Genomic DNA, 23,096 nt, shown 5'->3' with positions numbered 1-23,096 from the left:
GGGTTAAGATGAGTCAGAACGTTTATCAATTTATCGACCTGCAGCGCGTTGATCCGCCAAAGAAACCGCTGAAGATCCGTAAAATTGAATTTGTGGAAATTTACGAGCCGTTTTCAGAAGGCCAGGCCAAGGCGCAGGCAGATCGCTGCCTGTCCTGCGGCAACCCGTACTGCGAATGGAAGTGCCCGGTGCATAACTACATCCCGAACTGGCTGAAGCTGGCCAACGAGGGACGTATTTTTGAGGCGGCTGAGCTGTCGCACCAGACCAACACCCTGCCGGAAGTCTGCGGGCGCGTTTGCCCGCAGGACCGCCTGTGTGAAGGCTCCTGTACGCTGAACGATGAGTTCGGCGCGGTGACCATCGGCAACATCGAACGCTATATCAACGATAAAGCATTCGAGATGGGCTGGCGTCCGGATCTCTCCGGCGTGAAACCGACCGGTAAAACCGTCGCTATCATCGGCGCTGGCCCGGCGGGCCTCGCCTGTGCCGACGTCCTGACCCGTAACGGCGTCAAGGCGGTGGTGTTTGACCGCCATCCGGAAATCGGCGGCCTGCTGACCTTCGGTATCCCGGCGTTCAAGCTGGAAAAAGAGGTGATGACCCGCCGCCGGGAGATCTTCACCGGCATGGGCATTGAGTTCAAACTCAATACCGAAGTGGGCCGTGACGTGCAGCTTGACGACCTGCTGAAAGAGTACGATGCGGTGTTCCTCGGCGTTGGCACCTATCAGTCAATGCGCGGCGGGCTGGACAACGAAGACGCCCAGGGCGTCTACGACGCGCTGCCGTTCCTGATCGCCAATACCAAGCAGATCATGGGCTTTGGCGAAACCGCCGATGAGCCCTACGTCAGCATGGAAGGCAAACGCGTGGTGGTTCTCGGCGGTGGCGACACCGCGATGGACTGCGTACGCACCTCCGTCCGTCAGAATGCGGCTCACGTGATCTGCGCCTATCGTCGTGACGAAGAGAACATGCCGGGTTCAAAACGCGAAGTGAAAAACGCGCGTGAAGAAGGCGTGGAGTTCCAGTTCAACGTCCAGCCGCTGGGTGTGGAAGTGAATGCCAACGGCAAAGTGTGCGGCGTGAAGATGGCGCGCACCGAGATGGGCCAGCCGGATGCAAAAGGCCGCCGTCGCGCGGAGATCGTTCCCGGCTCTGAGCACGTGGTGCCGGCAGACGCCGTCGTCATGGCGTTTGGCTTCCGTCCCCACAGCATGGAGTGGCTGGCGAAGCACAGCGTCGAGCTGGACTCCCAGGGCCGCATCATTGCCCCGGAAGGCAGCGAGAACGCCTTCCAGACCAGCAACCCGAAAATCTTCGCCGGTGGCGATATCGTGCGCGGTTCCGACCTGGTAGTCACCGCGATTGCCGAAGGACGTAAAGCGGCGGACGGGATCCTGAATTACCTGGAAGTGTAATGCGAATACCCGGATAGCGGTTTTATCCGGGTATGGGACTCAGGCCCGATGGTTAATCCCATCGGGCTTATTTATGCGCTTAACAAATTTGCGCTGACTTTAATCACCACTTTTTTTATCTCTGCGGGCTCGGTTATTACGCATCCTGGCTTATGCGGTTCACCCGGCATAAAGATCGCGAACATACCTGGCGTCAGAATGACCGACTGTTCGCCATCAATCGCGTTGCACAGCTGATAATCCTCCTCAACGTGCATCTCCTCGCACTGCATTGCGGAGCCGGCTACGCCGAAAAAAATCTGCTCTTCGCCCGCCAGTAATATCTGGATATCGATAAACTTCGTATGTAGTTCAGCCTTTTTATCTGCCGGTAACTCCGTCATAAACTGCATCACATTCATAAAGACATTATCCCCTTGAAGTTCAACGCTTCCGGGAGAAAGACTCGATAAATCATGATCCAGGGCGAGGGATATCGCCTTTTGTAGCCCCGACGACACGCCAGCCAACAATGGATTGTTTACATCACCGATTATCATGGCTTCTCTCCTTGCCCCATAGCGCCGCTCCCAGCAGGCCAGCATCATGGCGATAGTGTGCTGCGCATAATGGAACCTGGTAAATAGCCGGTTCTTGCGCCAGATAGTCCCTCACCAACGGTAAGTACCCATCCGCCAGGCCAATACTGCCGCCAACGACCACGCACTGGCAATCGGTCAACGCTTTAAGATCGGCAATCATCCGCGCCAAAGTTTGTGCCGAGTGCTGAATGAGTAAACGCGCCTGCGGGTGGCCTTGCGCCGCAAAAGTAAAAATAGATTTCGCATCCAGTCCGCAGAGATCGTCAGTTGCCGCCGCGGCGATTCCCCGTCCGGAAGCAATAGCCTCTACGCAGCCGACGCGACCGCAGCCGCAAAGCGGTCCGTCAGGATCGGCTAACGAGTGCCCCAGGTGTCCGGCCAGGCCTCCGGCCCCGGTAAGTAAAGTACCGTTGCTCACCACGCCGCCGCCAACCCCGGTAGAAACGGTAATAAACGCCATATCGCTGACCTTATCAGCCATCGCCTGGTATTCCGCCCAGGCTGCCGCCTGAGCATCATTTATCGCCAGCGTTGGCAGACCGGTTATTTCTCGTAACGTTTTTACCAGCGGGAAGTGCATGAGTCCGCCAAGATTCTGTGGATTAATTGCAATCAGGTTTCCTTCACGAATAATCCCGGTCGAGGCTATCGCGACGCGCTTTGCCCGCATGCACAGAGGCCTGACAAGCGCCTCCAGCGCCGTGTTCAGAGCATCCGCTGTTTTGCTGGCAGGAGTGGGTAGCTCGCGACGATCGCAGAGCAGCAGGTCATCCGTTACCAGCGCCGCAGCAAGCTTCGTACCGCCAATATCTATCGCCAGCGTCGTCATGACTTCGTCTCTTTTAACGCCGTGTTATACCACTGGCAAATATGTTCCAGGCGGGTAATCGCAGAACCAACGGTCACCGCCCACGCACCGTGGCGTATGGCTTCCGCTGCCTGAGCCGGTGTGTTGTAGCGCCCTTCCGCATTCACCCTGCAGCCGGCCTCCGCCAGCGCTTTCACCAGCTCCAGATCTGGTTCATCCGGGGTATACGCCATGGTATAGCCCGACAGCGTAGTGCCGATGATTTCCGCGCCAAGAGCCTGACAGGCCAGGCCATCCTCAAGAGAGGAGCAGTCGGCCATCGCCACTAGCTTATGCTGGTGGATACGCGCCAGTAGCGTTGCCACTGGAACAGGGCGCGCTCGCTCTGTGCCATCAACGGCGATAATATCGGCGCCAGCCTGCATCAATGCATCGATATCTTCCAGATAGGGCGTGATCCTTACCGGCGAATCATCCAGATCGCGTTTAATAATGCCGATAATCGGCACCTTTACCTGCGCGCGTACCGCGCGCAGATTCTCTACGCCTTCAATGCGCAACGCGACCGCCCCGGCCTGCTCCGCCGCCAGCGCCATCGCGGCAACGATCTCCGGCTTATCCAATGGGCTGCCGGGTACCGGTTGACAGGAAACAATAAGACCGCCGTTAGCGCTAATGCGTAAATCCAATTCTTTAAGCAAAGACATACTCGCTCCCTGATAAATATGAATACCCGGCACCGCAGCCGGGCTGTTGTTATCTGGTCTTAACTAAGCCGCTTTTGTTACCACCAAAAGGCACCGCTCCGATTAGAGGTTTACCATCGATCGCATCATGAGTTCGTATCGCTTCCGGCCGAATCCAGCGCTGTACGCGGGACGGCATATCCAGCCCAATCAGCAGGATTACAACGAAGGTCAGACCAAAAGAGAGCGATCCCAACGCGGTACCCAAATCCAAACGCTGGGCAATTAAGGCACCCAGCACCGGCGCAATCGCGCCTCCCAGCGCCCCCACGTTGTAGGTAAAACCAAGTCCAGCCGCCCGCTGATCGGTATCGAAATAGCCGCCAATCAGTTTTGGCAAGATCCCGGAGATCCCCTGCCCTAACATCTGCTGGAAAAACAGAAGCAGGCCAAGAACCCAGATGTTTGTGCCGCCAATTGCAAAGACCGGAATAATCAACAACTGTGAAGCCAGCAGGCTGTAAACATAGGCCTTGCGGGTGCCCAGCCAGTCCCCGAGAAATCCGCCCACACAGCAGCCAACCGCCGCGCCAAACCCGCTGAAAAACAAAATCTTTGCCACCGTCGTCGGGTCATAGGCCAGCTCGGTTTTCAGATAAGTCGGCAGCAGCGCCTGAATTGGCCATGAATAAAGGAAGGCGAAAAGTACCACCACCATCAGCATCACGCCCGTAGGCCAGCGTTTACCGCTGCTCTGCACCATAAAGCTGATAAATATCACCGCGCACATTACGCCCAGCAGCAGAACGATACCTGCATTTTGCAAGCCACCGGCAAAACAGAACCATAGGGCAGTCGCCGCCACGATGGTCATCAGGATGTTAATCACCCGATGCTTGCCGCGATAAAGCAGATCGACCATAGTCTGTACCGGTTCTTTGCCTTCATGATTCTCTTTCCAGTCTTCGGCTTCCGGAATATTTTTCCGCAGCCAGAGGGCAAATACGATGGGAACAATGCCGATGAAAAAAAGCGCGCGCCAGCCCCAGACGGGTACCACCAGGCTATAAACCTGTGCGGCGATAACTGCGCCAACGGAAAACCCGGAAATCAGAAAACCGCTGGCCTTATTGCGTAGATGCCTCGGCCAGCTTTCGATAACGTAAGTGGCGCTGGAGCCGTACTCTCCAGCCATTCCCATACCGATAACCAGACGCGCGATAAACATTGTTGTGTAACCCGGCGCAAAACCGCAGGCCAGAGTACCGAGAGAGAACAGAATAATGCTGGTCACCATCGCCAGGCGTCGACCATAGCGATCGCCCATCGCGCCAAGCATCAGACCGCCAAACCAGCGAGAAATGAAAGCCGCTGAGATGAGACTTGCAGCCTGAACGGTCGTCAGGCCAAAATCCCCCTGCACTTCGGTGAGCACCAGGGCGATTAATACAAAATCAAAACCATCAAGCAAATACCCGAGCCAGGCGGCGGAAAAAGCCCGCCACTGGGGACGGCTAAGATGGCGGTACCACGGGATGTTCTGGGGCAGTGTACTCATTTTACTCTCCCGACGATGTTTGTTGTCGCGCCAGGGGGCTTCGCTTGCCCGGCCAGGAAAGAGCAACCGCAGGCCGGAAAGCACTGTCGCCACCCGGCTACCGATCAGCCGTGTTCCTGCATTAGCTGCTGCGCCAGCGCTTTCAGCTCCGGCAAGAATTTTTCGTCTACCGGTGCAAACGGCTTACGGCACAGCGGCACAGAGACCACATCCATATAGTGCAATACGGTTTTCAAACCACGGAATACGCCGGTTTTAATCAACAGGTCGATTACCTTGTTGCACTCACATTGCAGCTGCTGTGCTTTGGCAACATCACCCACTTTCAGCGCCGCGACCATTCCCTGGTAACGCCAGCCCATGATGTTGTAAGTACTCCCAATACCGCCATCAGCTCCTGCCAACAGGCCTGAGGCAAATATCTCATCGTAACCGTTGTACAACACCAGATCCGGATGAGCCCGTCGGATCTGTTCCATCTGGAATAGATCGCCTGAAGTCTGCTTTAGCGCACCGACGCCAGGCAGCGTCACCAGGGTATTGATTTGATCGAGGGTCAGCTTCACGCCGCTTAGCGCCGGGATGTTGTACACCACCATCGGCAAGCCATCAGCCGACTCAATAATGGCCTGATAATGCGCGCAGTGTTCTTCGAAACTAAACGGATAATAGAACGGCGTGACGGCGGAGACAGCATCGTAGCCATAACCTACCGCAGCCCTTGCCAGTTGCTGGCTTTCGAGGGTACTCACGCAGCCGACATGGGCGATAAGAGTCATTTTGCCTTTCGCCTCTTCCGCTACGATCTCCAGCACTTCCTGACGCTCTGTGCCGCTCTGGACAAAGGCTTCACCGGTAGATCCTCCAACATAGAGTCCATCAACACCCTGACGCAGATTAAATCGCACCAGTCGACGCAGGCTCTCTTTATCCAGTTTTTGCTGCCCATCGAACGGCGTAAGCAACGCCGCCATAACCCCACGTAAATTGACCGCCATATCTACCTCTTTGTGAATTTTTGATGATTAACTATGTACCTTTATACCTGTTATACCAGATCAAATAAGCAGCAGAGTAATAGAGAACGCTTATAATGCGATCTACTTCACTAAACGATCCTCAGGATCGTGAGGGTAAACTATGAGATCAGGCTTTCTGACCTAAGGCGTGCCAGGTGGCGGATACGCTATTGAGGTGGGTCTGGAGGGCGCGATCGGCTTCGTCAGGATCGCGACGACGAATAGCATCAACAATAGCGATATGCTGTTGATAGCTGACGCTGTTATGTTCGTGCAGTTCGCGCTCGGGCACCGTTGGCCGGGCGGCGATTAGCCAGTCCAGCAGGGCCACATGGATAGCCATAAAGATTGGATTACCGGGGATTTCCGCAAGCACGCGGTGAAATTCAACGTCAGAGCGGATAAACAGCGCATTGTCATCCAGCGATTGACTGTTGATCTTTAGCGCTTGCGTCAGCTTTTCCAACTGCTCATTGCTGGCGTGTTCTGCGGCATAGCGAACCAGACTGGACTCAAAAAACAGACGCAGCTGTTCAAAATGCGCGATACCGCCAGGGTGAGACAAAAAGTCTTTCGCCATGCCGGAAAGCTCGCCAATGATGGTGTCCGCTGAAGGCCGGGAAACGCGAGCGCGTTCGCCGTTGCTGATCTGCACCAGTCCCTTACGCTTCAGCGCCGCCAGCGCTTCACGAACCGAAGGACGTCCGACGTTAAAAAAGGTCATCAGCTCACGTTCGGACGGCAGCTGTTCACCCTCCGCAAACTCCCGGCGCCGGATCATCTGCTCCAGCTCTTCTTCCACCATTTCAGACAGTTTTTTGCGCGCCAGAGGACGGCGGCCAAGGCTGTTGCCAATGGAGGATGGGGTATCTTCGGCTTGTGGATCAAATGCGCTCATAGGGACCATTGCGTGATTTGTGACAGCATGTGACGGCTGTTCCATCTTAACACAAGAATTTTGCAGAGAGCATAAAACAGGCCCCGAAGGGCCTGGTAAGGATTATTTCACGACGCGCAGCGCCGGGCGGCCACCGCGCGGCGGCGGCGTGTCGTCAGGATCGTCGTCGTGATTGTCCGGCTTATCGCCATCAATCACCGACATCACCGTTTCGCTTTCACTCTCAGGCGCGACGTCATCATCGTTGAGGCTGCTGACGTCTTCGTCATAGGCCGCTTCCGGTTCAAACATCGTGCCAGCGCCGTTCTCACGGGCATAGATGGCGAGTACCGCAGCCAGCGGGACAGACACGTTGCGCGGCACGCCGCCAAAGCGCGCGTTGAAGCGCACTTCGTCGTTCGCCAGCTCAAGATTACCTACCGCACGCGGAGCAATATTGAGAACGATTTGCCCGTCGCGCGCGTACTCCATCGGCACGAGCACGCCCGGCAGCGTGACATCCACCACCAGGTGCGGCGTCAGCTGGTTATCCAGCAGCCAGTCATAAAACGCCCGCAGCAGATACGGGCGACGCGGCGTCAGCTGTGATACATCCATTATTTAGCCCCGACCGAGGCGCATTTCACGCTCGGCTTCAGTTAAAGAAGCGAGGAAGGAATCACGCTCAAATACGCGAGTCATATAGCCTTTGAGCTCTTTCGCGCCTGCGCCAACCAGCTCCACACCGAGAACCGGCAAACGCCACAGCAGCGGCGCCAGGTAGCAATCCACCAGGCTGAACTCATCGCTCAGGAAGTAAGGTTTCTGGGTGAAGACCGGCGCGATGGCCAGCAGTTCTTCACGCAGCTGCTTACGCGCAGCATCAGCTTGCGCTGCGGTACCGCTCTGGATGGTGTTCATCAGCGAATACCAGTCCTTCTCGATACGTTGCATATACAGACGGCTTTCGCCACGCGCCACCGGATAAACCGGCATTAACGGCGGGTGCGGGAAACGCTCATCCAGGTATTCCATAATGATGCGGGATTCCCACAGAGTGAGCTCACGATCCACCAGCGTCGGTACGCTTTGATTCGGGTTGAGGTCAATCAGATCCTGAGGCGGGTTGTCCTTCTCCACGTGCTCTATCTCAAAACTGACACCCTTCTCGGCCAGCACAATGCGGACCTGATGGCTATAGATGTCAGTAGGACCAGAAAACAGCGTCATTACCGAACGTTTGTTGGCAGCGACAGCCATGAAAACCTCCAGGTATATTCAGAATTTTGTACTGCTGCCAGCCACTCATGGCCAGCCAGATGTAAAAACCCCATTAGCGCGATGTCACCTTCGTTCACGAATAAAACAAAAAATGAACAATCACCAGCATTTGGGCAGAAAATTGGATGATAGTTTACCAGATTTTGAAGACGTTGTGGTGAGGGGATTCTGGAAATGCTGAAAAAGTGGCGAGAACCGGCGGTAAGCTTGTGGATAACAGTCGTTTTATCCATAAAAAAACCCGCCGAAGCGGGTTTTTTCGCAAATTGTTCTGCGTGAGCAGAAAACAATTAACGTTTGGAGAACTGCGGACGACGACGTGCTTTACGCAGACCGACTTTCTTACGTTCAACCTGACGAGCGTCACGAGTGACGAAGCCAGCTTTACGCAGTTCAGAACGCAGGGACTCGTCGTACTCCATCAGAGCGCGGGTGATACCGTGACGGATCGCACCAGCCTGACCAGAGATACCACCACCTTTAACAGTGATGTACAGATCCAGTTTCTCAACCATGTCGACCAGTTCCAGCGGCTGACGAACTACCATGCGGGCAGTTTCACGACCGAAGTACTGTTCCAGAGAACGCTGGTTGATAACGATTTTGCCGTTGCCCGGTTTGATGAAAACGCGAGCTGCGGAACTTTTGCGGCGACCAGTGCCGTAGTATTGATTTTCAGCCATTGCCTATAATCCCGATTAGATGTCAAGAACTTGCGGTTGCTGTGCCGCGTGGTTGTGCTCGTTACCCGCGTAAACTTTCAGTTTACGGTACATAGCACGACCCAGCGGGCCTTTTGGCAGCATGCCTTTAACCGCGATTTCAATCACACGCTCAGGACGGCGGGCAATCATCTCTTCAAAGGTCGCTTCTTTGATACCACCGATGTGGCCGGTGTGGTGGTAGTACATTTTGTCTTCGCGCTTGTTGCCGGTAACAGCAACTTTTTCTGCGTTCAGAACGATGATGTAATCACCGGTATCAACGTGCGGAGTGTATTCCGCTTTGTGCTTACCGCGCAGGCGACGAGCCAGTTCAGTAGCCAGACGGCCCAGAGTTTTACCGGTCGCGTCAACAACATACCAGTCGCGTTTTACGGTTTCTGGTTTAGCTGTAAAAGTTTTCATTAAAAGCTTACCCAAATAATAAGTTACACGTTGGTGAACACCCAAACGTTTAGTCAGTTGAGGTTCACACGACATTGTCCAGCAAACCTACCCCTTCGAATAGCCTATGCCGGCACATAGAAAGTTTCGGGAAAAAAACCTTCTCGTAACGTGGGGTCGCAAGATTATAGAGAAGTCGGGGTCAAAGATCGACCCCTTTATGAGATTTTTCAGGCAGCTCCCGGGGCGGCCCTGCGGCCCTGAATTCGCCGGGAAAAGTGTCCTGTCAGGGCATATGCGGGCGCTTGAGGTACTCTTCGCTCTGCATCTCCTGCAGGCGCGACAGACAGCGCTGGAACTCAAACTTCAGCCGCTCTCCCTGATAAATGTCGTACAGCGGCACCGCCGCGCTGACCACCAGCTTCACGTGGCGCTCATAGAACTCATCCACCAGGGCGATAAAGCGCCGGGCTTCGCTCTCCAGCTGCGCGGTCATCACCGGCACGTCGAACAGCATCACGGTGTGGAACAGGCGGGAGAGCGCAATATAGTCATGCTGGCTGCGGGCATCCACGCACAGCGTGGCGAACGACGCCGCCAGCGTCTGGTTTTCCACGCCGAGGGTCGGCAGCTCGCGATGGTTGATCTCCAGCGTCGGCCCGGCAGCGCGCGGCGCGCCGGCCAGCGCCAGCCACAGTTTATCCATCTGTTCGCGGGTGTCGTTATTCAGCGGCGACAACCACAGGTGCGCTTGGGTCAGGGTACGCAAGCGATAATCGATGCCGGCATCAACGTTCATAATATCGCAATGCTGCTTGATGGCGTCGATAGCGGGCAGAAAACGGGCGCGCTGCAGACCATTGCGATAGAGCTCATCCGGCGGAATATTGGAAGTCGCCACCAGCGTGATGCCGCGGGCGAACAGGGCTTTCATCAGACCGCCCAACAGCATGGCGTCAGTAATATCGGAGACAAAAAACTCGTCGAAACAGAGCACGTCGGTTTCCGCTTTAAAGCGGTCGGCGACAATCTCCAGCGGGTCGCTATGGCCCTGCAGGGTGGTCAGCTCTTCATGCACCCGCAGCATAAAGCGATGGAAATGCAGGCGCTGCTTACGCTCGCCCGGCAGGCTCTGGTAAAACAGGTCCATCAGCCAGGTTTTCCCTCGCCCCACGCCGCCCCACATATACAGGCCGCGGACAGGCGTCGCCTCGGCTGCTGGTTCGCGCTTACCCAGCAGTTTGCCGAATTTCGCGCGCAAACCGCCGCCTGACGCGACGGGCGCGGGCTGAGTCTGCAGCTCCTGGTAAATGGTATCAAGGCGGCTCACCGCTTCTTGTTGGACGTCGTCGGGTTGATGGCTGCCCTCTTTCAGGGCTGAAAGGTAACGCGATGTTGGAGACAGGCTTTGCATGATCTAATTGTTATTCCTTGAAAACCGTGATGTCGAAGCTCACGATTGACGAAAAAAAGGCCGTTCTACACTACGCGATGATACGCCAGGATTCCACTTCTGTGGAATTAGCGGTTATAGTGGCACTATCGGGCGCAGGCGGAGAGCCTAAGAGCCACCCTACGGAACCACAATACAACGGGAGATGTTCATGACCTGGGAATACGCGCTAATTGGGTTAGTCGTCGGTATCATCATTGGTGCCGTCGCCATGCGTTTCGGCAACCGCAAACTGCGCCAGCAGCAGGCGCTGCAGTTCGAACTGGAAAAGAATAAAGCCGAGCTTGAAGAGTACCGTGAAGAGCTGGTCAGCCATTTTGCGCGCAGCGCCGAGCTGCTGGATAACATGGCGCACGACTACCGTCAGCTGTATCAGCATATGGCGAAAAGCTCTAACAACCTGCTGCCGGATTCCATGGCAGACGCCAACCCGTTCCGCAACCGCCTGGCAGAGTCTGAAGCCAGCAACGATCAGGCGCCGGTCCAGATGCCGCGCGACTACTCCGAAGGCGCATCCGGTTTACTGCGCGGTGGCGCAAAACGCGATTAATCGATCGCCTCTGCTAAAATATTCTCCGGGCGCGCCCATCGCGCCCGCTCCTTCCCCCACTTCCCGGCTACAATTTAAACCAGTCCCCACATTGTTACCTGCGCAAAAATTCAATAACATCAGGTTATTCAGGACATTTTTCCATACACCTCAGGTTACGAGAGCCAGCATCTAATGAAGAAACAGACTTTGCTGTTGAGTGCGTTAGCGTTAAGCATTGGGTTATCGTTGTCGGTTCTGCCTCCGGCAGCAGCATCCTTACCGACTCAGGTGCCCGGCCAGGGCGCGTTACCAAGCCTGGCGCCGATGCTGGAAAAGGTCCTGCCGGCGGTAGTCAGCGTGCAGGTGGAAGGCACTGCCTCGCCGACGCTCAATATGCCGGAAGAGCTGAAGAAATATTTTGGCGATAACGCCCCGCAAGAACAGGCGCGGCCGTTCGAAGGGCTCGGGTCCGGCGTCATCATCGACGCAGCGAAAGGCTACGTGCTGACCAATAATCACGTCATCAATCAGGCGCAGAAGATCAGCGTCCAGCTGAACGATGGCCGTGAATTTGATGCCAAACTGGTCGGCAGCGATGAACAGAGCGATATTGCGCTACTGCAGCTGATTAAGCCGTCAAACCTGACGCAAATCGCCATTGCTGACTCCGATAAACTGCGCGTCGGCGACTTCGCCGTCGCCGTCGGCAACCCGTTCGGCCTTGGCCAGACCGCCACCTCCGGCATTATCTCTGCCCTTGGCCGCAGCGGCCTGAACCTTGAAGGGCTGGAGAATTTCATCCAGACCGATGCCTCCATCAACCGCGGCAACTCCGGCGGCGCGCTGTTGAACCTCAACGGCGAGCTTATCGGGATCAACACCGCGATCCTGGCGCCGGGCGGCGGCAGCATCGGCATCGGCTTCGCCATCCCGAGCAACATGGCGAAAACCCTCGCCGACCAGCTCATTCAGTTTGGCGAAATCAAGCGCGGCCTGCTGGGCATTAAAGGCATGGAAATGAGCGCCGATATCGCCAAGGCGATGAACCTCAACGTTCAGCGCGGCGCCTTCGTCAGTGAAGTGCTGCCAAACTCCGGCTCCGCCAAAGCGGGGATCAAATCCGGCGACGTCATCGTTAGCCTGAACGGCAAACCGCTGAACAGTTTTGCCGAGCTGCGCTCGCGCATTGCCACTACCGAGCCGGGGACCAAAGTCAAACTGGGCCTGCTGCGCGACGGAAAACCGGTCGATGTCGAAGTGACGTTGGATAAGAGCACCTCCTCCACCGCCAGCGCTGAGCTGATTATCCCGGCTCTGCAGGGTGCCTCGTTTAGCGACGGTCAGATGAAAGATGGTACCAAAGGGGTGGTGATCGATAATGTCGATAAAGGCAGCGCCGCCGCCCAGGTCGGCCTGCATAAGGATGACATTATCATTGGCCTTAACCGGGAGCGTATTCATTCGATTGCCGAACTACGCAAAGTGCTCGAAGGCAAACCGCCGGTCATCGCCCTGAACGTGATCCGCGGCAACGAAAGCATCTATCTGCTGCTGCGCTGATTGTCTCCCCGGACATCGCCGCCATGTGCGATGTCCGGACAACTCATGCTATGCTGCGCCTGACCATTCATTAACGATATCTGCATCATGCCTGGAAAGTTATTACGTTCAGTACTCATCGGTTTGCTTGTCGGGGGCCTGCTGTTGGCCTTGATGCCTTCGCTGCGCCAGTGGCAGCTGGCGCCGACCACTCAGAACGATACGGCAGACGACTCCCCTGCGAGCTATAACGCCGCCGTACGCCGCGCGGCGCCCGCCGTAGTGAACGTCTATAACCGCGCCCTGAACAGCACCAGCCATAATCAGCTGACGCTTGGCTCCGGGGTGATCATGGACCAGCGCGGCTATATCCTGACCAACAAGCATGTGATTAACGATGCCGACCAGATTATCGTCGCGCTGCAGGACGGCCGGGTCTTCGAAGCGCTGCTGGTAGGCTCCGATTCCCTGACCGACCTCGCGGTGCTGAAGATCAACGCCACCGGCGGGCTGCCGGTGATCCCGATCAACCCGAAACGCACGCCGCACATCGGCGATGTGGTGCTGGCGATTGGCAACCCCTATAACCTGGGACAGACCATCACCCAGGGGATCATCAGCGCCACAGGGCGCATTGGCCTCAACCCCACCGGGCGCCAGAATTTCCTGCAGACTGACGCGTCGATCAACCACGGTAACTCCGGCGGGGCGCTGGTGAACTCCCTCGGCGAGCTGATGGGCATTAACACCCTCTCCTTTGATAAGAGCAACGACGGCGAAACGCCGGAAGGCATTGGCTTTGCGATCCCGTTCCAGTTAGCGACCAAAATTATGGATAAGCTGATCCGCGATGGCCGGGTGATCCGCGGCTATATCGGCATTAGCGGCCGGGAGATCGCCCCGCTACACGCGCAGGGCGGCGGGATCGATCAGATCCAGGGGATCGTGGTTAACGATGTCGCGCCGGACGGACCGGCCGCACAGGCGGGGATCCGCGCCAACGACGTGATCATCTCCGTGAATGACAAACCTGCGGTCTCTGCACTGGAAACGATGGATCAGGTGGCCGAGATCCGTCCGGGATCGGAAATTCCGGTGGTCATCATGCGAGATGATAAGAAAATCACGCTCCATATCGCCGTTCAGGAATACCCGGCCACCAACTAAGCGGCTCTCCGGCTGGGGGCTACGTTATTCGCTAGATACCGGATCGGCCGGGAATCTGACCAGAAACCCGGTCACCATGAATGCAAGGCAATAAAAAGCCGGAACAACGGTTCCGGCTTTTTTGCACGTGCGAGGTTACTTGTTAACGAAGTCTTCACCGAGCGCGATATCTTTCTTCAGGGTGTCCAGCATGCCTTCCAGCGCCTGTTGCTCAAAGGCGCTGAGTTTGCCGATAGATTGACGCTCTTCCACGCCGTTTTTCCCCAGCAGCAGCGGCTGGGAGAAGAAACGCGCATACTCGCCGTCGCCTTCCACGTAGGCACACTCCACTACACCTTTTTCTCCCTGCATGGCGCGAACCAGAGAGAGACCAAAGCGCGCAGCCGCCTGACCCATCGACAAAGTCGCCGACCCGCCGCCCGCTTTCGCTTCCACGACCTCGGTACCGGCGTTTTGAATGCGTTTAGTCAGATCGGCCACTTCCTGATCGCTAAAGCTGACGCCCGGGATCTGCGACAGTAAAGGCAGAATGGTGACCCCGGAGTGACCGCCAATAACCGGGACTTCCACCTCGGTTGCCGATTTACCTTTCAGCTCCGCCACAAAGGTATTGGAGCGGATGATGTCCAGCGTAGTCACGCCGAACAGTTTGTTTTTATCGTACACGCCAGCTTTTTTCAGCACTTCGGCGGCGATAGCCACGGTGGTATTCACCGGGTTGGTGATAATGCCGATGCAGGCCTGCGGGCAGGTTTTGGCAATCTGCTGCACGAGGTTCTTAACGATACCCGCATTCACATTAAACAGGTCTGAACGATCCATGCCGGGCTTACGCGCTACGCCCGCGGAGATCAGCACCACATCAGCGCCTTCCAGCGCTGGGGTAGCATCTTCACCGGAAAATCCTTTAATTTTTACATCTGTGGGGATATGACTTAGATCTACCGCCACGCCCGGCGTAACCGGAGCGATGTCGTACAACGAGAGCTCTGAACCTGAAGGCAGTTGGGTCTTAAGTAGTAGGGCAAGCGCCTGGCCGATACCACCGGCAGCGCCAAGGACTGCAACTTTCATCCTAAACTCCTTATTATGGTTAATTTAGTCTTTCGTTATTCCGTCGCCTGGACCTTAATTCACAAGATGAACAATTACAATGATTATGGCTGAAGAATGCATGATTGTGCGTAGCAATAGAACAGCGGCGCACGTTATGCTTCCTGACTGACCATCCAGCAAAGCGAAGTACCGGATCGACTATTGGTTACAATACACCCAGCCAGTTGCGCAAAACAACACCAACTCAATAACATTTCATTTACTTTTACATGGCTTTAAGCGTTGTGATGAGAACATGTTCCTTATACGGTTTTTTTGCTAAAATATGCCCCCTTCATAACATTATTGACCTATCCCTTCGCGGATTATTTGCATAAAAATTCACGGTTATGCATAATGATGTTGATTTTACCACCATAATCTGGGTGACTTATGCGAAGTTCGGCAAAACAAGAAGAACTGGTTAAAGCGTTTAAAGCGCTGCTTAAAGAAGAGAAATTCAGCTCGCAGGGAGAGATCGTTCAGGCGCTGCAGGAAGAGGGCTTCGAGAATATCAACCAATCGAAGGTTTCCCGCATGCTCACCAAATTTGGCGCGGTTCGTACCCGTAACGCCAAAATGGAAATGGTCTATTGCCTGCCTGCCGAGCTTGGCGTGCCGACCACCTCCAGCCCACTGAAAAATCTGGTGCTGGATATCGACTATAACGATGCCGTCGTGGTGATCCATACCAGCCCCGGAGCAGCGCAGCTGATTGCCCGTCTTCTCGACTCGCTGGGCAAGGCGGAAGGTATTCTTGGCAGCATCGCCGGGGATGACACCATCTTCACCACGCCAGCGCGTGGTTTCACAGTGAAAGATCTGCACGACGCTATCCTGGTGCTGTTCGAACAGGAACTCTGAGCATTCCCCTCTGGCAATCGTCAGAGGGTGGATTACCTCCTCTTCTCTCTTCCCCCTTTCAACTCAACAAAAATTTAACATTTTGTGTGATTTAGCCTGTCTATACGTTCTTTTACGTAAGGCAAACGCCTAAAACGCACAAAAGATCAAAATCGTATACCTTTATGATTTTATTAGAAATAAAACTTATCTCCGTCTACGACTTGTCATTTTTAATTCTTATCGGTTATAAAAAGCGCTATCCATTGTAACTATTAACGCACAAAACAATTAGCATGGTATTAATATTTTTGGTGATTAGTGTATACTTGTTTTTGTGATGAGGGTCACGAAACAAAGACCCTCAACAAAAAGATTCGACGAGGTGAACATCATGAAAATCAAAACCACTGTAGCAGCTCTCAGCATCCTGTCCGTCATGTCGTTTGGCGCTTTCGCCGCTGACGTTATCAACAGCGAGCAGGCCCAGGGCCGCGAGGCCATCGGCATAGTATCCGTCGGCGCGGTAGCATCATCCCCGATGGATATGCATGAAATGCTGAACAAAAAAGCGCAGGAAGAAGGAGCTTCTTCTTACCGCATTATCGAAGCCCGCACTGGCGACCACTGGCATGCCACTGCTGAGCTGTATAAATAAGTTTTAGATCGTCAACGATTAACCGACAAAAATTCTCTACCGCGGCCCGGCCCCATTCATCGCCCGCCGCGGCGAAACAAAGACTGGAGTAAAGATTATGAAACGCGCAATGATCATCGCATCCCTTGGCCTGGCTTCCCTGCTCTCTTTCGGCGCTAGCGCGGCTGTTCAGCAAGTGAACGCTGAGCAAGCCCAGAATCTGCAATCCATGGGCACCATCTCGGTTTCCCAGGTAGGTAGTGCGCCAATGGACATGCGTCAGGAACTGGCCGCTAAAGCCGAGAAAGAAGGCGCCAGCAGCTACCGTATTATTGAAGCACGTACCGGCGATAGCTGGCACGCCACCGCTGAGCTGTACAAATAAACCCTCGTCGTCTTATTTCGACGACTTGCCCCCGCCTGCCGGGGGCTTTTTTATGCCTGCCGGGCGTTAAAACGTAACTCCCCCTCCAGCTCTTCCTCTGCTTCATCAAATAATAAAATTAATGCCCCAAAGCGCCGACGCTGCTTGTCATTTAAATGGATGAACTCAATGTCCAGCGGCAGCGGCAGCAGCCCACCGGTCACCGCGTCCCATAGCGAATCAAGGTTGTTGACCTTATCCTGAGCCAGGTCGAAGGTCCGGGAGAACTCCCGGTAGAAATCCTGTTGCTCGGCGATTTCGTCAAAATCAAACGTATAGGTGGTCATGACAGCCCCTCCCGCTTCTCTTCCTGTCGCCGTTAAGTATAGCGATAAAAAAACCGACGCCTGGGCGTCGGTTTATGGGTTAACTGCTGGTCAGCACATGCTGGTACTTGTGCAACATCTCAACCAGTCGCCGTACCGGCTCGGTCACCTGCGGCGAAGCCTCCCAGACCCGCAGCTTCTCCTGATAAACATCAAGCTCCGCCAGCAGCCGGGTAAAGTAGCGCCGACGCTTATCATCGCTCCCGGCGGAGATCACATGATCCGCAGTACGTCGCAGCTGGCGATGGAACGCCGACAAATCCTCGTTCACCGGCACGGGCGCATCGCGCAGGCGCTGGTGGGCAATGATTAACGTCAACGCCAGACGGAAACGGGCGACATCGCCGGGAAATTTGTTGAGCAACAAAAACAGCTGCTGATAGAGCGCGGGCAGATGATTCTCTTTGCGACGCGCCGAGTTGGTGGTCAGCGAAGAGACCGCCGCGGAGACAAACTGGTTCAGCAGCACCCGACCGGTTCTGGCCCGGGAGTTATCCCTGACAATGAGAATAACCATCAGAGCGAGGAAACAGCCGACGATCTGCCCCAGCGCGCTATCGAGGAACTGGCTGAACTGGAACTGCATCGGGTTATCCAGCACCAGAATGTTGATGGTGCTCGCCAGCGCTCCCAGCGATCCGAGGCGCCTTTTCTGCACTTCGATACCGATAAAAAACGCCATCGCCGCCAGGCTGATACAGAGCAGCAGCATACTCTGCTGCGTCGCCGGCATGATCACCAGAAAGTACAGGGTACCCAGCGGTAACGCCGCCAGAGTACCGTAGAGGAAGTCTATCGCCACCATTCTCGGGTTAGGTAGACGCATCGCCAGCGCGGTAACCACGGCAATCATTACCATCGCCCCGCTGCCTGAGGTCCAGCCCGTCCACAGCCAGAACAGCGTCCCGAGGATACAGGAGACGGAGGTGCGCCAGAAGTTCACCATCGCGTGGTGACGCTCGGCGGACTCCACTTTAACCACCGTTTCACCGCGCAATACACCGTCTTCGATGCGGCTGATTTTGGTATTGCCCACCACGCCACGCTTAAGCAGCAGGTAACGGGTGGCTGCGCCTACCCAGCTGTAGATGGTGACCGGCGTATTATGCTCGCCTTTCCAGGTCAGGAAGCGACGCATACGCTTCAGCTGCTGGTGAACATCCTGCACTGTCTCAACCGGCTCAGCAAACAGCTCGCGGTAGTCGTCCGTCACCATTTCCGGTCGCGAGTTCTGAATCAGGTAGGTTTCGCAAGCCTGGGTGATAAGCGTTAGCGAGAGGGTATTGATCGCCTTCAGGCGTTGATTCGCCTTAGCCCAGCGAGAGGATTCCATAATCAGGTTACTGCGCATGCCTTCCAGCGCCGTGGTACGACGCACCAGCGCTCCCCAGGCCTGATCCACTTCCTCTTTTTCGCCGTGCGCAACGCATAACTGCATCAGCTTATACTGGGCAATCAGCAGGTTATCCAGCTCAAGGTCGATCTCTTTTTTAATCGAACGCGGGGAGAAAAGCAGATCGGCGACGATGGCGCTGACAATCCCGATGACAATTTCGCTGCAGCGCTCAACGGCAAACTGCGGCGCCAGCATCGGATCGGTGTGGATGGTAATAATGATAATCAGCGCGGTGTAGCCGGCCAGTCCCCAGGCATAGGAGTTTTCGACCTTGACCAGCGACGAAACCCAGGTACAAAACCCGGCCCACAGGCAGCATACCAGCATCATCAGCAGAGGGGCGCGGATCATCAGGATGATGATAACCAGCGCCGCAATACAGCCGATAAAGGTCCCGGCAATACGCAACATGCCGCGATAGCGGATCGCGCCGGAGTACGGCTCTCCCCCGGCGGCAAAGGCCGGGCCAGCGGCGACGATTGCCGCGGTCAGCACCGCCCAGCGCGGCGTTTCGAGCTGAAAATGGAAGCCGACGAACAGCGCCAGCACCACCGCGCATGCAAGCTTAATGGCAAAGCGGAGATGCTGGGGAGCAATAGTATATGTCCCCATAGCGATTAACCGAATTCGCGCAGGCGCATAGCCAGTTTCTGGAAGAAGTTGGCCTGGCTGGTATCACGGTCTTCTTTACCGGTGATCACCACCGTCGCCGTCGTGCCCGATGGCCACAGATTCCCCTGCTGGTGGTCAAGGCGAATACGTACCGGCACACGCTGCGCCAGACGCACCCATTCAAGGTTGGAATCCACCGAGGCCATCCCTTTCGAGTCGCTGCTGCTGCTGGCGTTGGTTACCCCCGCAGCGATACTGTCCACCGTGCCTTTAATGGTTTTGCTGCTGCCAAGCGGGGTAATTTCCGCCCGATAGCCAGGACGGACGCCTTCCAGTTTGGTCTCTTCCAGATAGGCCATGACGTAAAATGTATTCTCTTTCACCAGCGCCACCGCCGTGGAGCCGCGGGTGATAAATTCCCCGGTATAGACGTTAAGGTTGGTTACCCAACCATCCGCAGGGGCGCGAATCTCCGTGCGCTCCAGGTCCAGTCTGGCCAGGTCGCGGCTGGCCACCGCTTTCGCCAGCTGATGCTCAACCGTCTGCAGCACATTGTTCGCCTGGTCAATCTCTTCCCGCGACATCGCCTGGACGCCAAGCTTATTACGCCGACCGGCTTCGACACGTTTTTCCTGGGCTAACGTCTGGTAGTAGGCGACATCGGCTTCCGCCTGCGCCAGCGCTTTTTGGTAACGAGGCTGGTCAATAACGAACAATACCTGGTCTTTCTTAACCAGTTGGTTATCCTTGACGTTTACCTGGGAGATCAGCCCGGAGACGTCGGGGGCAATGGCCACAATGTCGGCGCTAAAGCGCGCATCCCGCGTCCACGGCGAGGCGGTGTAGTAAACCCAGGCGCGGAAAATCGCTACGAAGGCCAAAATGACCAGTATCACGGTAATAGCAGTACGGAGGATATTTCTTGTTAGTGTTTTCACATCAACCTCAAACGAACAAGCGCGATATCAAATAAAAAAGGCAGCAATATAGCGCCGTATTAAACAGTGCAGGGTGCCAGACAAAATCGTAAATGCCGGTCGGAACCAGCAATCGGTGCACCAGCCAGAAGATGGCCAGCGACAACAGCAACTCGAAGAAGATCGGCGGAAACGATAAGCCGAAAATCACGATGACAGGAAACAGACTCATGATGACCTTGAATAAGAAGCGTACAGGTAGTGAGCAGATGCGTTTATTATGTAGCTAACAATATATTAACGTAACGATTGCCGCATTATCTACAATGTGTGATCTAAATCACTTTTAAGCCAGAGTGAATAATGGAACGATTAAAGCGCATGTCCGTTTTCGCCAAAGTGGTCGAATTAGGTTCCTTCACCGCAGCGGCCCGCCAGCTTCAGATGAGCGTTTCCTCAATCAGTCAGACCGTCGCCAAACTGGAAGATGAACTGCAGGTGAAGCTGCTCAACCGCAGCACCCGCAGCCTTGGCTTAACGGAAGCGGGTAAAATTTACTATCAGGGCTGCCGTAGGATGCTGTTTGAAGCGCAGGATGTCCATGAGCAATTATACGCATTTAACAACACCCCCATCGGGACGCTGCGTATCGGCTGCTCTTCAACTATGGCACAGAATGTTCTGGCGCGCATAACGGCGAAAATGCTGAAAGAATACCCCGGGCTCTCCGTCAATCTGGTCACCGGCATACCTGCGCCGGACCTGATCGCCGACGGTCTTGACGTGGTGATCCGCGTGGGTGCCCTGCAGGATTCCAGCCTTTTTTCCCGCCGCCTGGGATCAATGCCGATGGTATTATGCGCCGCGAAAAGCTATCTGGCGCAGGCTGGCAATCCGGAGAAACCGGCCGATCTTACCGGGCATGCCTGGCTGGAATATAGCGTGCGGCCGGACAATGAGTTTGTCATTATCGCGCCGGAAGGGATCTCAACCCGCCTGACCCCACAGGGGCGCTTTGTGACCAACGACCCCATGACGCTGGTGCGCTGGCTGACCGCCGGGGTGGGTATCGCCTATGTGCCGTTGATGTGGGCGATCGAAGAGATCAATCGTGGTGAGCTTGAGATCCTGCTGCCGAGCTACCAGTCCGATCCGCGGCCGGTTTACGCCCTGTACACCGAAAAGGATAAACTGCCGCTGAAAGTGCAGGTCTGTATCAACTATCTGACGGAATATTTTGTCGACGTGGCGAAGATCTATCAGGGGATGCACGGGAGAGGGATCGCCCGCTGAAGCGGTTCCCGGCGACGCCGGGAACCCGGTCAGGATCAGGCGGTGCCGCCGACGGTAAGATTATCGACCTTCAGGGTCGGCTGGCCAACGCCCACCGGCACGCTCTGGCCCTCTTTGCCACAGACGCCGACGCCGTTATCCAGACGCAGATCGTTACCCACCATCGAAATCTGCTGCATGGTCTCAATCCCGGAGCCGATCAGGGTAGCCCCTTTCACCGCCTTCGTGACCTTGCCTTTTTCGATCAGATAGGCCTCGGAGGTGGAGAAGACAAACTTACCGGAGGTGATATCCACCTGCCCGCCGCCGAAGTTAGGCGCGAAGATACCATAGTCCACCGACTCGATAATCTCCTGCGGCGTGGACTGGCCCGCCAGCATATAGGTGTTGGTCATACGCGGCATCGGCAGATGGGCATAGGATTCACGGCGGCCGTTGCCGGTCGGCGCGACGCCCATCAGACGCGCATTGAGTTTATCCTGCATGTAGCCTTTCAGGATGCCATTTTCGATCAGCACATTGTATTGACCCGGCGTGCCTTCATCATCGATAGCCACCGAGCCACGACGGTCGACGATGGTGCCGTCGTCCACGACGGTGCACAGTTCAGACGCGACTAATTCCCCCATATGGCCGCTGAAGACCGAGGTGCCGCGACGGTTGAAATCGCCTTCCAGGCCATGACCGACCGCTTCGTGCAGCAGGACGCCAGGCCAGCCGGCGCCGAGCACCACCGGCAGCATTCCCGCCGGGGCGGCGACCGCCGAGAGGTTAACCAGCGCCATGCGCACCGCTTCTTTCGCCCAGGCGTCGGCCCGCACTTCGCCCTCCTGAGAGGCGAGGAAATAGTCATAGCCAAAACGCCCGCCGCCGCCGCTGCTGCCGCGCTCGCGTTTGCCGTCCTCTTCCACCAGTACGCTGACCGAGAGGCGCACCAGCGGACGAACGTCCGCGGCCAGAGTGCCGTCGGTGGCGGCCACCAGAATCAGTTCATAGACGCCGCTCAGGCTGGCCGAAACCTCCTGCACACGCTGATCCGCCGCGCGAGCGACTTTGTCGACCCGGCGGAGAATATCCAGCTTCTCTTCCCGGCTCATACTCTGCAGCGGGTCGATGCTGGTATAGAGGGCGCTGTGCTCTACGGCGCCGAGCGTCTGTACTTTGCCATTGCCGGTCTCGCGCACAATGGTCCGCGCCGCCTGGGCGCTCTGCTCCAGCGCCAGCTTGCTGATCTGGTCAGCGTAGGCAAAGCCCGTTTTTTCGCCGCTGACGGCGCGCACGCCTACGCCCTGGTCGATATTGTACGACCCATCTTTAATGATGCTGTCTTCCAGAACCCAGGATTCGTGATAGCTCGACTGAAAATAAAGATCGCCGTAATCGAGGCGGCGCTCGGTCAGTTGACCAAGAATGGCAAACAGGTCCTGATGATTCAGGCCATTTGCCGACAGTAATTGTTCACTTACCAGGTTCAGACTCATCGTTATGCTACTCGTTTGTTGCCGCCTGACAGGCGGAA

At 55.9% G+C, this 23,096-nt stretch carries 26 protein-coding genes; 8 read left to right on the top strand and 18 right to left on the bottom strand.

Annotated elements, in window-relative coordinates:
• Window positions 1–8 precede the first annotated feature (8 nt).
• Complete coding sequence (gene gltD, locus ABLU73_RS00245; RefSeq protein ID WP_004206218.1) at window positions 9–1,427, top strand: glutamate synthase subunit GltD; 1,419 nt, start codon at window positions 9–11, stop codon at window positions 1,425–1,427.
• A gap of 71 nt (window positions 1,428–1,498) precedes the next feature.
• Here gltD and nanQ read toward each other — a convergent pair whose 3' ends face one another.
• The 12 genes from nanQ to zapE all read right to left on the bottom strand — a co-directional run bounded on the left by nanQ (window position 1,499) and on the right by zapE (window position 10,757).
• Window positions 1,499–1,966, bottom strand: a complete 468-nt coding sequence (gene nanQ, locus ABLU73_RS00240) for an N-acetylneuraminate anomerase (RefSeq protein ID WP_049093510.1) — start codon at window positions 1,964–1,966, stop codon at window positions 1,499–1,501.
• Window positions 1,953–2,837 (bottom strand): N-acetylmannosamine kinase, encoded by an 885-nt coding sequence (locus ABLU73_RS00235; RefSeq protein WP_004206220.1) that lies wholly within the window; start codon window positions 2,835–2,837, stop codon window positions 1,953–1,955. The genes nanQ and ABLU73_RS00235 overlap by 14 nt, the downstream gene beginning before the upstream one ends.
• The gene (locus tag ABLU73_RS00230) at window positions 2,834–3,523 is read right to left on the bottom strand and encodes an N-acetylmannosamine-6-phosphate 2-epimerase (RefSeq protein ID WP_004206221.1); all 690 of its coding nucleotides are present in this window, start codon (window positions 3,521–3,523) and stop codon (window positions 2,834–2,836) included. The genes ABLU73_RS00235 and ABLU73_RS00230 overlap by 4 nt, the downstream gene beginning before the upstream one ends.
• 49 nt (window positions 3,524–3,572) lie before the next feature.
• Window positions 3,573–5,060, bottom strand: coding sequence for an MFS transporter (locus ABLU73_RS00225; RefSeq protein ID WP_004206222.1), 1,488 nt, complete (start codon window positions 5,058–5,060; stop codon window positions 3,573–3,575).
• Between the two features lie 104 nt (window positions 5,061–5,164).
• Entirely contained in the window at window positions 5,165–6,058 is an 894-nt protein-coding gene (gene nanA, locus ABLU73_RS00220; protein ID WP_004206223.1) for an N-acetylneuraminate lyase, read from the bottom strand.
• 148 nt (window positions 6,059–6,206) lie between these two features.
• Window positions 6,207–6,986, bottom strand: coding sequence for a transcriptional regulator NanR (nanR, locus tag ABLU73_RS00215; protein ID WP_004206225.1), 780 nt, complete (start codon window positions 6,984–6,986; stop codon window positions 6,207–6,209).
• A gap of 93 nt (window positions 6,987–7,079) precedes the next feature.
• Window positions 7,080–7,574, bottom strand: a complete 495-nt coding sequence (sspB, locus tag ABLU73_RS00210) for a ClpXP protease specificity-enhancing factor (protein WP_002918465.1) — start codon at window positions 7,572–7,574, stop codon at window positions 7,080–7,082.
• 3 nt (window positions 7,575–7,577) lie between these two features.
• Window positions 7,578–8,216 (bottom strand): stringent starvation protein SspA, encoded by a 639-nt coding sequence (gene sspA, locus ABLU73_RS00205; protein WP_002918467.1) that lies wholly within the window; start codon window positions 8,214–8,216, stop codon window positions 7,578–7,580.
• Entirely contained in the window at window positions 8,186–8,470 is a 285-nt protein-coding gene (locus ABLU73_RS00200) for a hypothetical protein (RefSeq protein ID WP_136023330.1), read from the bottom strand. Before ABLU73_RS00200 ends, sspA begins: the two co-directional genes overlap by 31 nt.
• A gap of 57 nt (window positions 8,471–8,527) precedes the next feature.
• On the bottom strand, window positions 8,528–8,920 hold the full coding sequence (gene rpsI, locus ABLU73_RS00195; RefSeq protein ID WP_000829818.1) for a 30S ribosomal protein S9: 393 nt from the start codon (window positions 8,918–8,920) through the stop codon (window positions 8,528–8,530).
• A 15-nt stretch (window positions 8,921–8,935) separates the two neighbouring features.
• Entirely contained in the window at window positions 8,936–9,364 is a 429-nt protein-coding gene (gene rplM / locus ABLU73_RS00190) for a 50S ribosomal protein L13 (RefSeq protein ID WP_002918559.1), read from the bottom strand.
• 265 nt (window positions 9,365–9,629) lie between these two features.
• Entirely contained in the window at window positions 9,630–10,757 is a 1,128-nt protein-coding gene (gene zapE / locus ABLU73_RS00185) for a cell division protein ZapE (protein ID WP_004206226.1), read from the bottom strand.
• Between the two features lie 190 nt (window positions 10,758–10,947).
• Between zapE and zapG the strand changes: the two genes are divergently transcribed.
• The 3 genes from zapG (at window position 10,948) to degS (ending at window position 14,034) form a co-directional block, all read left to right on the top strand.
• The gene (zapG, locus tag ABLU73_RS00180) at window positions 10,948–11,346 is read left to right on the top strand and encodes a Z-ring associated protein ZapG (RefSeq protein ID WP_004206227.1); all 399 of its coding nucleotides are present in this window, start codon (window positions 10,948–10,950) and stop codon (window positions 11,344–11,346) included.
• 174 nt (window positions 11,347–11,520) lie between these two features.
• Window positions 11,521–12,888 carry a serine endoprotease DegQ gene (degQ, locus tag ABLU73_RS00175; RefSeq protein WP_264923564.1) on the top strand — a complete coding sequence of 456 codons (1,368 nt, stop codon included), beginning with the start codon at window positions 11,521–11,523 and terminating at the stop codon, window positions 12,886–12,888.
• 87 nt (window positions 12,889–12,975) lie between these two features.
• Complete coding sequence (degS, locus tag ABLU73_RS00170) at window positions 12,976–14,034, top strand: outer membrane-stress sensor serine endopeptidase DegS (protein WP_002918568.1); 1,059 nt, start codon at window positions 12,976–12,978, stop codon at window positions 14,032–14,034.
• Window positions 14,035–14,169: 135 nt separating this feature from the next.
• Here the strand turns inward: degS and mdh are convergent, their stop codons facing one another.
• Window positions 14,170–15,108: a malate dehydrogenase gene (gene mdh, locus ABLU73_RS00165; RefSeq protein WP_004206230.1), complete on the bottom strand. Its 939-nt coding sequence runs from the start codon at window positions 15,106–15,108 to the stop codon at window positions 14,170–14,172.
• A 414-nt stretch (window positions 15,109–15,522) separates the two neighbouring features.
• Between mdh and argR the strand changes: the two genes are divergently transcribed.
• The 3 genes from argR to yhcN-B all read left to right on the top strand — a co-directional run bounded on the left by argR (window position 15,523) and on the right by yhcN-B (window position 16,994).
• Window positions 15,523–15,993, top strand: coding sequence for a transcriptional regulator ArgR (argR, locus tag ABLU73_RS00160; RefSeq protein ID WP_002918625.1), 471 nt, complete (start codon window positions 15,523–15,525; stop codon window positions 15,991–15,993).
• 373 nt (window positions 15,994–16,366) lie between these two features.
• On the top strand, window positions 16,367–16,630 hold the full coding sequence (yhcN, locus tag ABLU73_RS00155; RefSeq protein ID WP_264923563.1) for a peroxide/acid stress response protein YhcN: 264 nt from the start codon (window positions 16,367–16,369) through the stop codon (window positions 16,628–16,630).
• A gap of 97 nt (window positions 16,631–16,727) precedes the next feature.
• Window positions 16,728–16,994: a DUF1471 family stress response protein YhcN-B gene (yhcN-B, locus tag ABLU73_RS00150; protein WP_002918627.1), complete on the top strand. Its 267-nt coding sequence runs from the start codon at window positions 16,728–16,730 to the stop codon at window positions 16,992–16,994.
• A gap of 50 nt (window positions 16,995–17,044) precedes the next feature.
• Here yhcN-B and ABLU73_RS00145 read toward each other — a convergent pair whose 3' ends face one another.
• The 4 genes from ABLU73_RS00145 to aaeX form a co-directional block, all read right to left on the bottom strand.
• Window positions 17,045–17,320: a barstar family protein gene (locus tag ABLU73_RS00145; protein WP_004206232.1), complete on the bottom strand. Its 276-nt coding sequence runs from the start codon at window positions 17,318–17,320 to the stop codon at window positions 17,045–17,047.
• 79 nt (window positions 17,321–17,399) lie between these two features.
• The gene (gene aaeB / locus ABLU73_RS00140; RefSeq protein ID WP_004206233.1) at window positions 17,400–19,367 is read right to left on the bottom strand and encodes a p-hydroxybenzoic acid efflux pump subunit AaeB; all 1,968 of its coding nucleotides are present in this window, start codon (window positions 19,365–19,367) and stop codon (window positions 17,400–17,402) included.
• A 5-nt stretch (window positions 19,368–19,372) separates the two neighbouring features.
• Window positions 19,373–20,305, bottom strand: coding sequence for a p-hydroxybenzoic acid efflux pump subunit AaeA (aaeA, locus tag ABLU73_RS00135; RefSeq protein WP_004206234.1), 933 nt, complete (start codon window positions 20,303–20,305; stop codon window positions 19,373–19,375).
• A gap of 7 nt (window positions 20,306–20,312) precedes the next feature.
• On the bottom strand, window positions 20,313–20,516 hold the full coding sequence (gene aaeX / locus ABLU73_RS00130) for a p-hydroxybenzoic acid efflux pump operon protein AaeX (protein ID WP_002918640.1): 204 nt from the start codon (window positions 20,514–20,516) through the stop codon (window positions 20,313–20,315).
• A 131-nt stretch (window positions 20,517–20,647) separates the two neighbouring features.
• On the opposite strand from aaeX, the gene aaeR reads away from it, so the two are divergent.
• Window positions 20,648–21,577, top strand: coding sequence for an HTH-type transcriptional activator AaeR (aaeR, locus tag ABLU73_RS00125; protein ID WP_004206235.1), 930 nt, complete (start codon window positions 20,648–20,650; stop codon window positions 21,575–21,577).
• 35 nt (window positions 21,578–21,612) lie between these two features.
• Here the strand turns inward: aaeR and tldD are convergent, their stop codons facing one another.
• Window positions 21,613–23,058: a metalloprotease TldD gene (gene tldD / locus ABLU73_RS00120; RefSeq protein WP_004206236.1), complete on the bottom strand. Its 1,446-nt coding sequence runs from the start codon at window positions 23,056–23,058 to the stop codon at window positions 21,613–21,615.
• Window positions 23,059–23,096: the final 38 nt, after the last annotated feature.

The sequence above is a fragment of the Klebsiella sp. GG_Kp175 genome, from assembly GCF_040062325.1.
GTDB lineage: Bacteria > Pseudomonadota > Gammaproteobacteria > Enterobacterales > Enterobacteriaceae > Klebsiella > Klebsiella quasipneumoniae.
Note: the sequence above shows the minus strand (reverse complement) of the source record. Positions and strands in the feature narration are given on the sequence as shown.

What these genes read in the sequence shown, in the direction of transcription:
- gltD (WP_004206218.1), top strand. Translation starts at nt 9, where the DNA reads ATGAGTCAGAACGTTTATCAATTTATCGACCTGCAGCGCGTTGATCCG.
- nanQ (WP_049093510.1), bottom strand. Translation starts at nt 1,966, where the DNA reads ATGATAATCGGTGATGTAAACAATCCATTGTTGGCTGGCGTGTCGTCG.
- ABLU73_RS00235 (WP_004206220.1), bottom strand. Translation starts at nt 2,837, where the DNA reads ATGACGACGCTGGCGATAGATATTGGCGGTACGAAGCTTGCTGCGGCG.
- ABLU73_RS00230 (WP_004206221.1), bottom strand. Translation starts at nt 3,523, where the DNA reads ATGTCTTTGCTTAAAGAATTGGATTTACGCATTAGCGCTAACGGCGGT.
- ABLU73_RS00225 (WP_004206222.1), bottom strand. Translation starts at nt 5,060, where the DNA reads ATGAGTACACTGCCCCAGAACATCCCGTGGTACCGCCATCTTAGCCGT.
- nanA (WP_004206223.1), bottom strand. Translation starts at nt 6,058, where the DNA reads ATGGCGGTCAATTTACGTGGGGTTATGGCGGCGTTGCTTACGCCGTTC.
- nanR (WP_004206225.1), bottom strand. Translation starts at nt 6,986, where the DNA reads ATGGTCCCTATGAGCGCATTTGATCCACAAGCCGAAGATACCCCATCC.
- sspB (WP_002918465.1), bottom strand. Translation starts at nt 7,574, where the DNA reads ATGGATGTATCACAGCTGACGCCGCGTCGCCCGTATCTGCTGCGGGCG.
- sspA (WP_002918467.1), bottom strand. Translation starts at nt 8,216, where the DNA reads ATGGCTGTCGCTGCCAACAAACGTTCGGTAATGACGCTGTTTTCTGGT.
- ABLU73_RS00200 (WP_136023330.1), bottom strand. Translation starts at nt 8,470, where the DNA reads ATGGATAAAACGACTGTTATCCACAAGCTTACCGCCGGTTCTCGCCAC.
- rpsI (WP_000829818.1), bottom strand. Translation starts at nt 8,920, where the DNA reads ATGGCTGAAAATCAATACTACGGCACTGGTCGCCGCAAAAGTTCCGCA.
- rplM (WP_002918559.1), bottom strand. Translation starts at nt 9,364, where the DNA reads ATGAAAACTTTTACAGCTAAACCAGAAACCGTAAAACGCGACTGGTAT.
- zapE (WP_004206226.1), bottom strand. Translation starts at nt 10,757, where the DNA reads ATGCAAAGCCTGTCTCCAACATCGCGTTACCTTTCAGCCCTGAAAGAG.
- zapG (WP_004206227.1), top strand. Translation starts at nt 10,948, where the DNA reads ATGACCTGGGAATACGCGCTAATTGGGTTAGTCGTCGGTATCATCATT.
- degQ (WP_264923564.1), top strand. Translation starts at nt 11,521, where the DNA reads ATGAAGAAACAGACTTTGCTGTTGAGTGCGTTAGCGTTAAGCATTGGG.
- degS (WP_002918568.1), top strand. Translation starts at nt 12,976, where the DNA reads ATGCCTGGAAAGTTATTACGTTCAGTACTCATCGGTTTGCTTGTCGGG.
- mdh (WP_004206230.1), bottom strand. Translation starts at nt 15,108, where the DNA reads ATGAAAGTTGCAGTCCTTGGCGCTGCCGGTGGTATCGGCCAGGCGCTT.
- argR (WP_002918625.1), top strand. Translation starts at nt 15,523, where the DNA reads ATGCGAAGTTCGGCAAAACAAGAAGAACTGGTTAAAGCGTTTAAAGCG.
- yhcN (WP_264923563.1), top strand. Translation starts at nt 16,367, where the DNA reads ATGAAAATCAAAACCACTGTAGCAGCTCTCAGCATCCTGTCCGTCATG.
- yhcN-B (WP_002918627.1), top strand. Translation starts at nt 16,728, where the DNA reads ATGAAACGCGCAATGATCATCGCATCCCTTGGCCTGGCTTCCCTGCTC.
- ABLU73_RS00145 (WP_004206232.1), bottom strand. Translation starts at nt 17,320, where the DNA reads ATGACCACCTATACGTTTGATTTTGACGAAATCGCCGAGCAACAGGAT.
- aaeB (WP_004206233.1), bottom strand. Translation starts at nt 19,367, where the DNA reads ATGGGGACATATACTATTGCTCCCCAGCATCTCCGCTTTGCCATTAAG.
- aaeX (WP_002918640.1), bottom strand. Translation starts at nt 20,516, where the DNA reads ATGAGTCTGTTTCCTGTCATCGTGATTTTCGGCTTATCGTTTCCGCCG.
- aaeR (WP_004206235.1), top strand. Translation starts at nt 20,648, where the DNA reads ATGGAACGATTAAAGCGCATGTCCGTTTTCGCCAAAGTGGTCGAATTA.
- tldD (WP_004206236.1), bottom strand. Translation starts at nt 23,058, where the DNA reads ATGAGTCTGAACCTGGTAAGTGAACAATTACTGTCGGCAAATGGCCTG.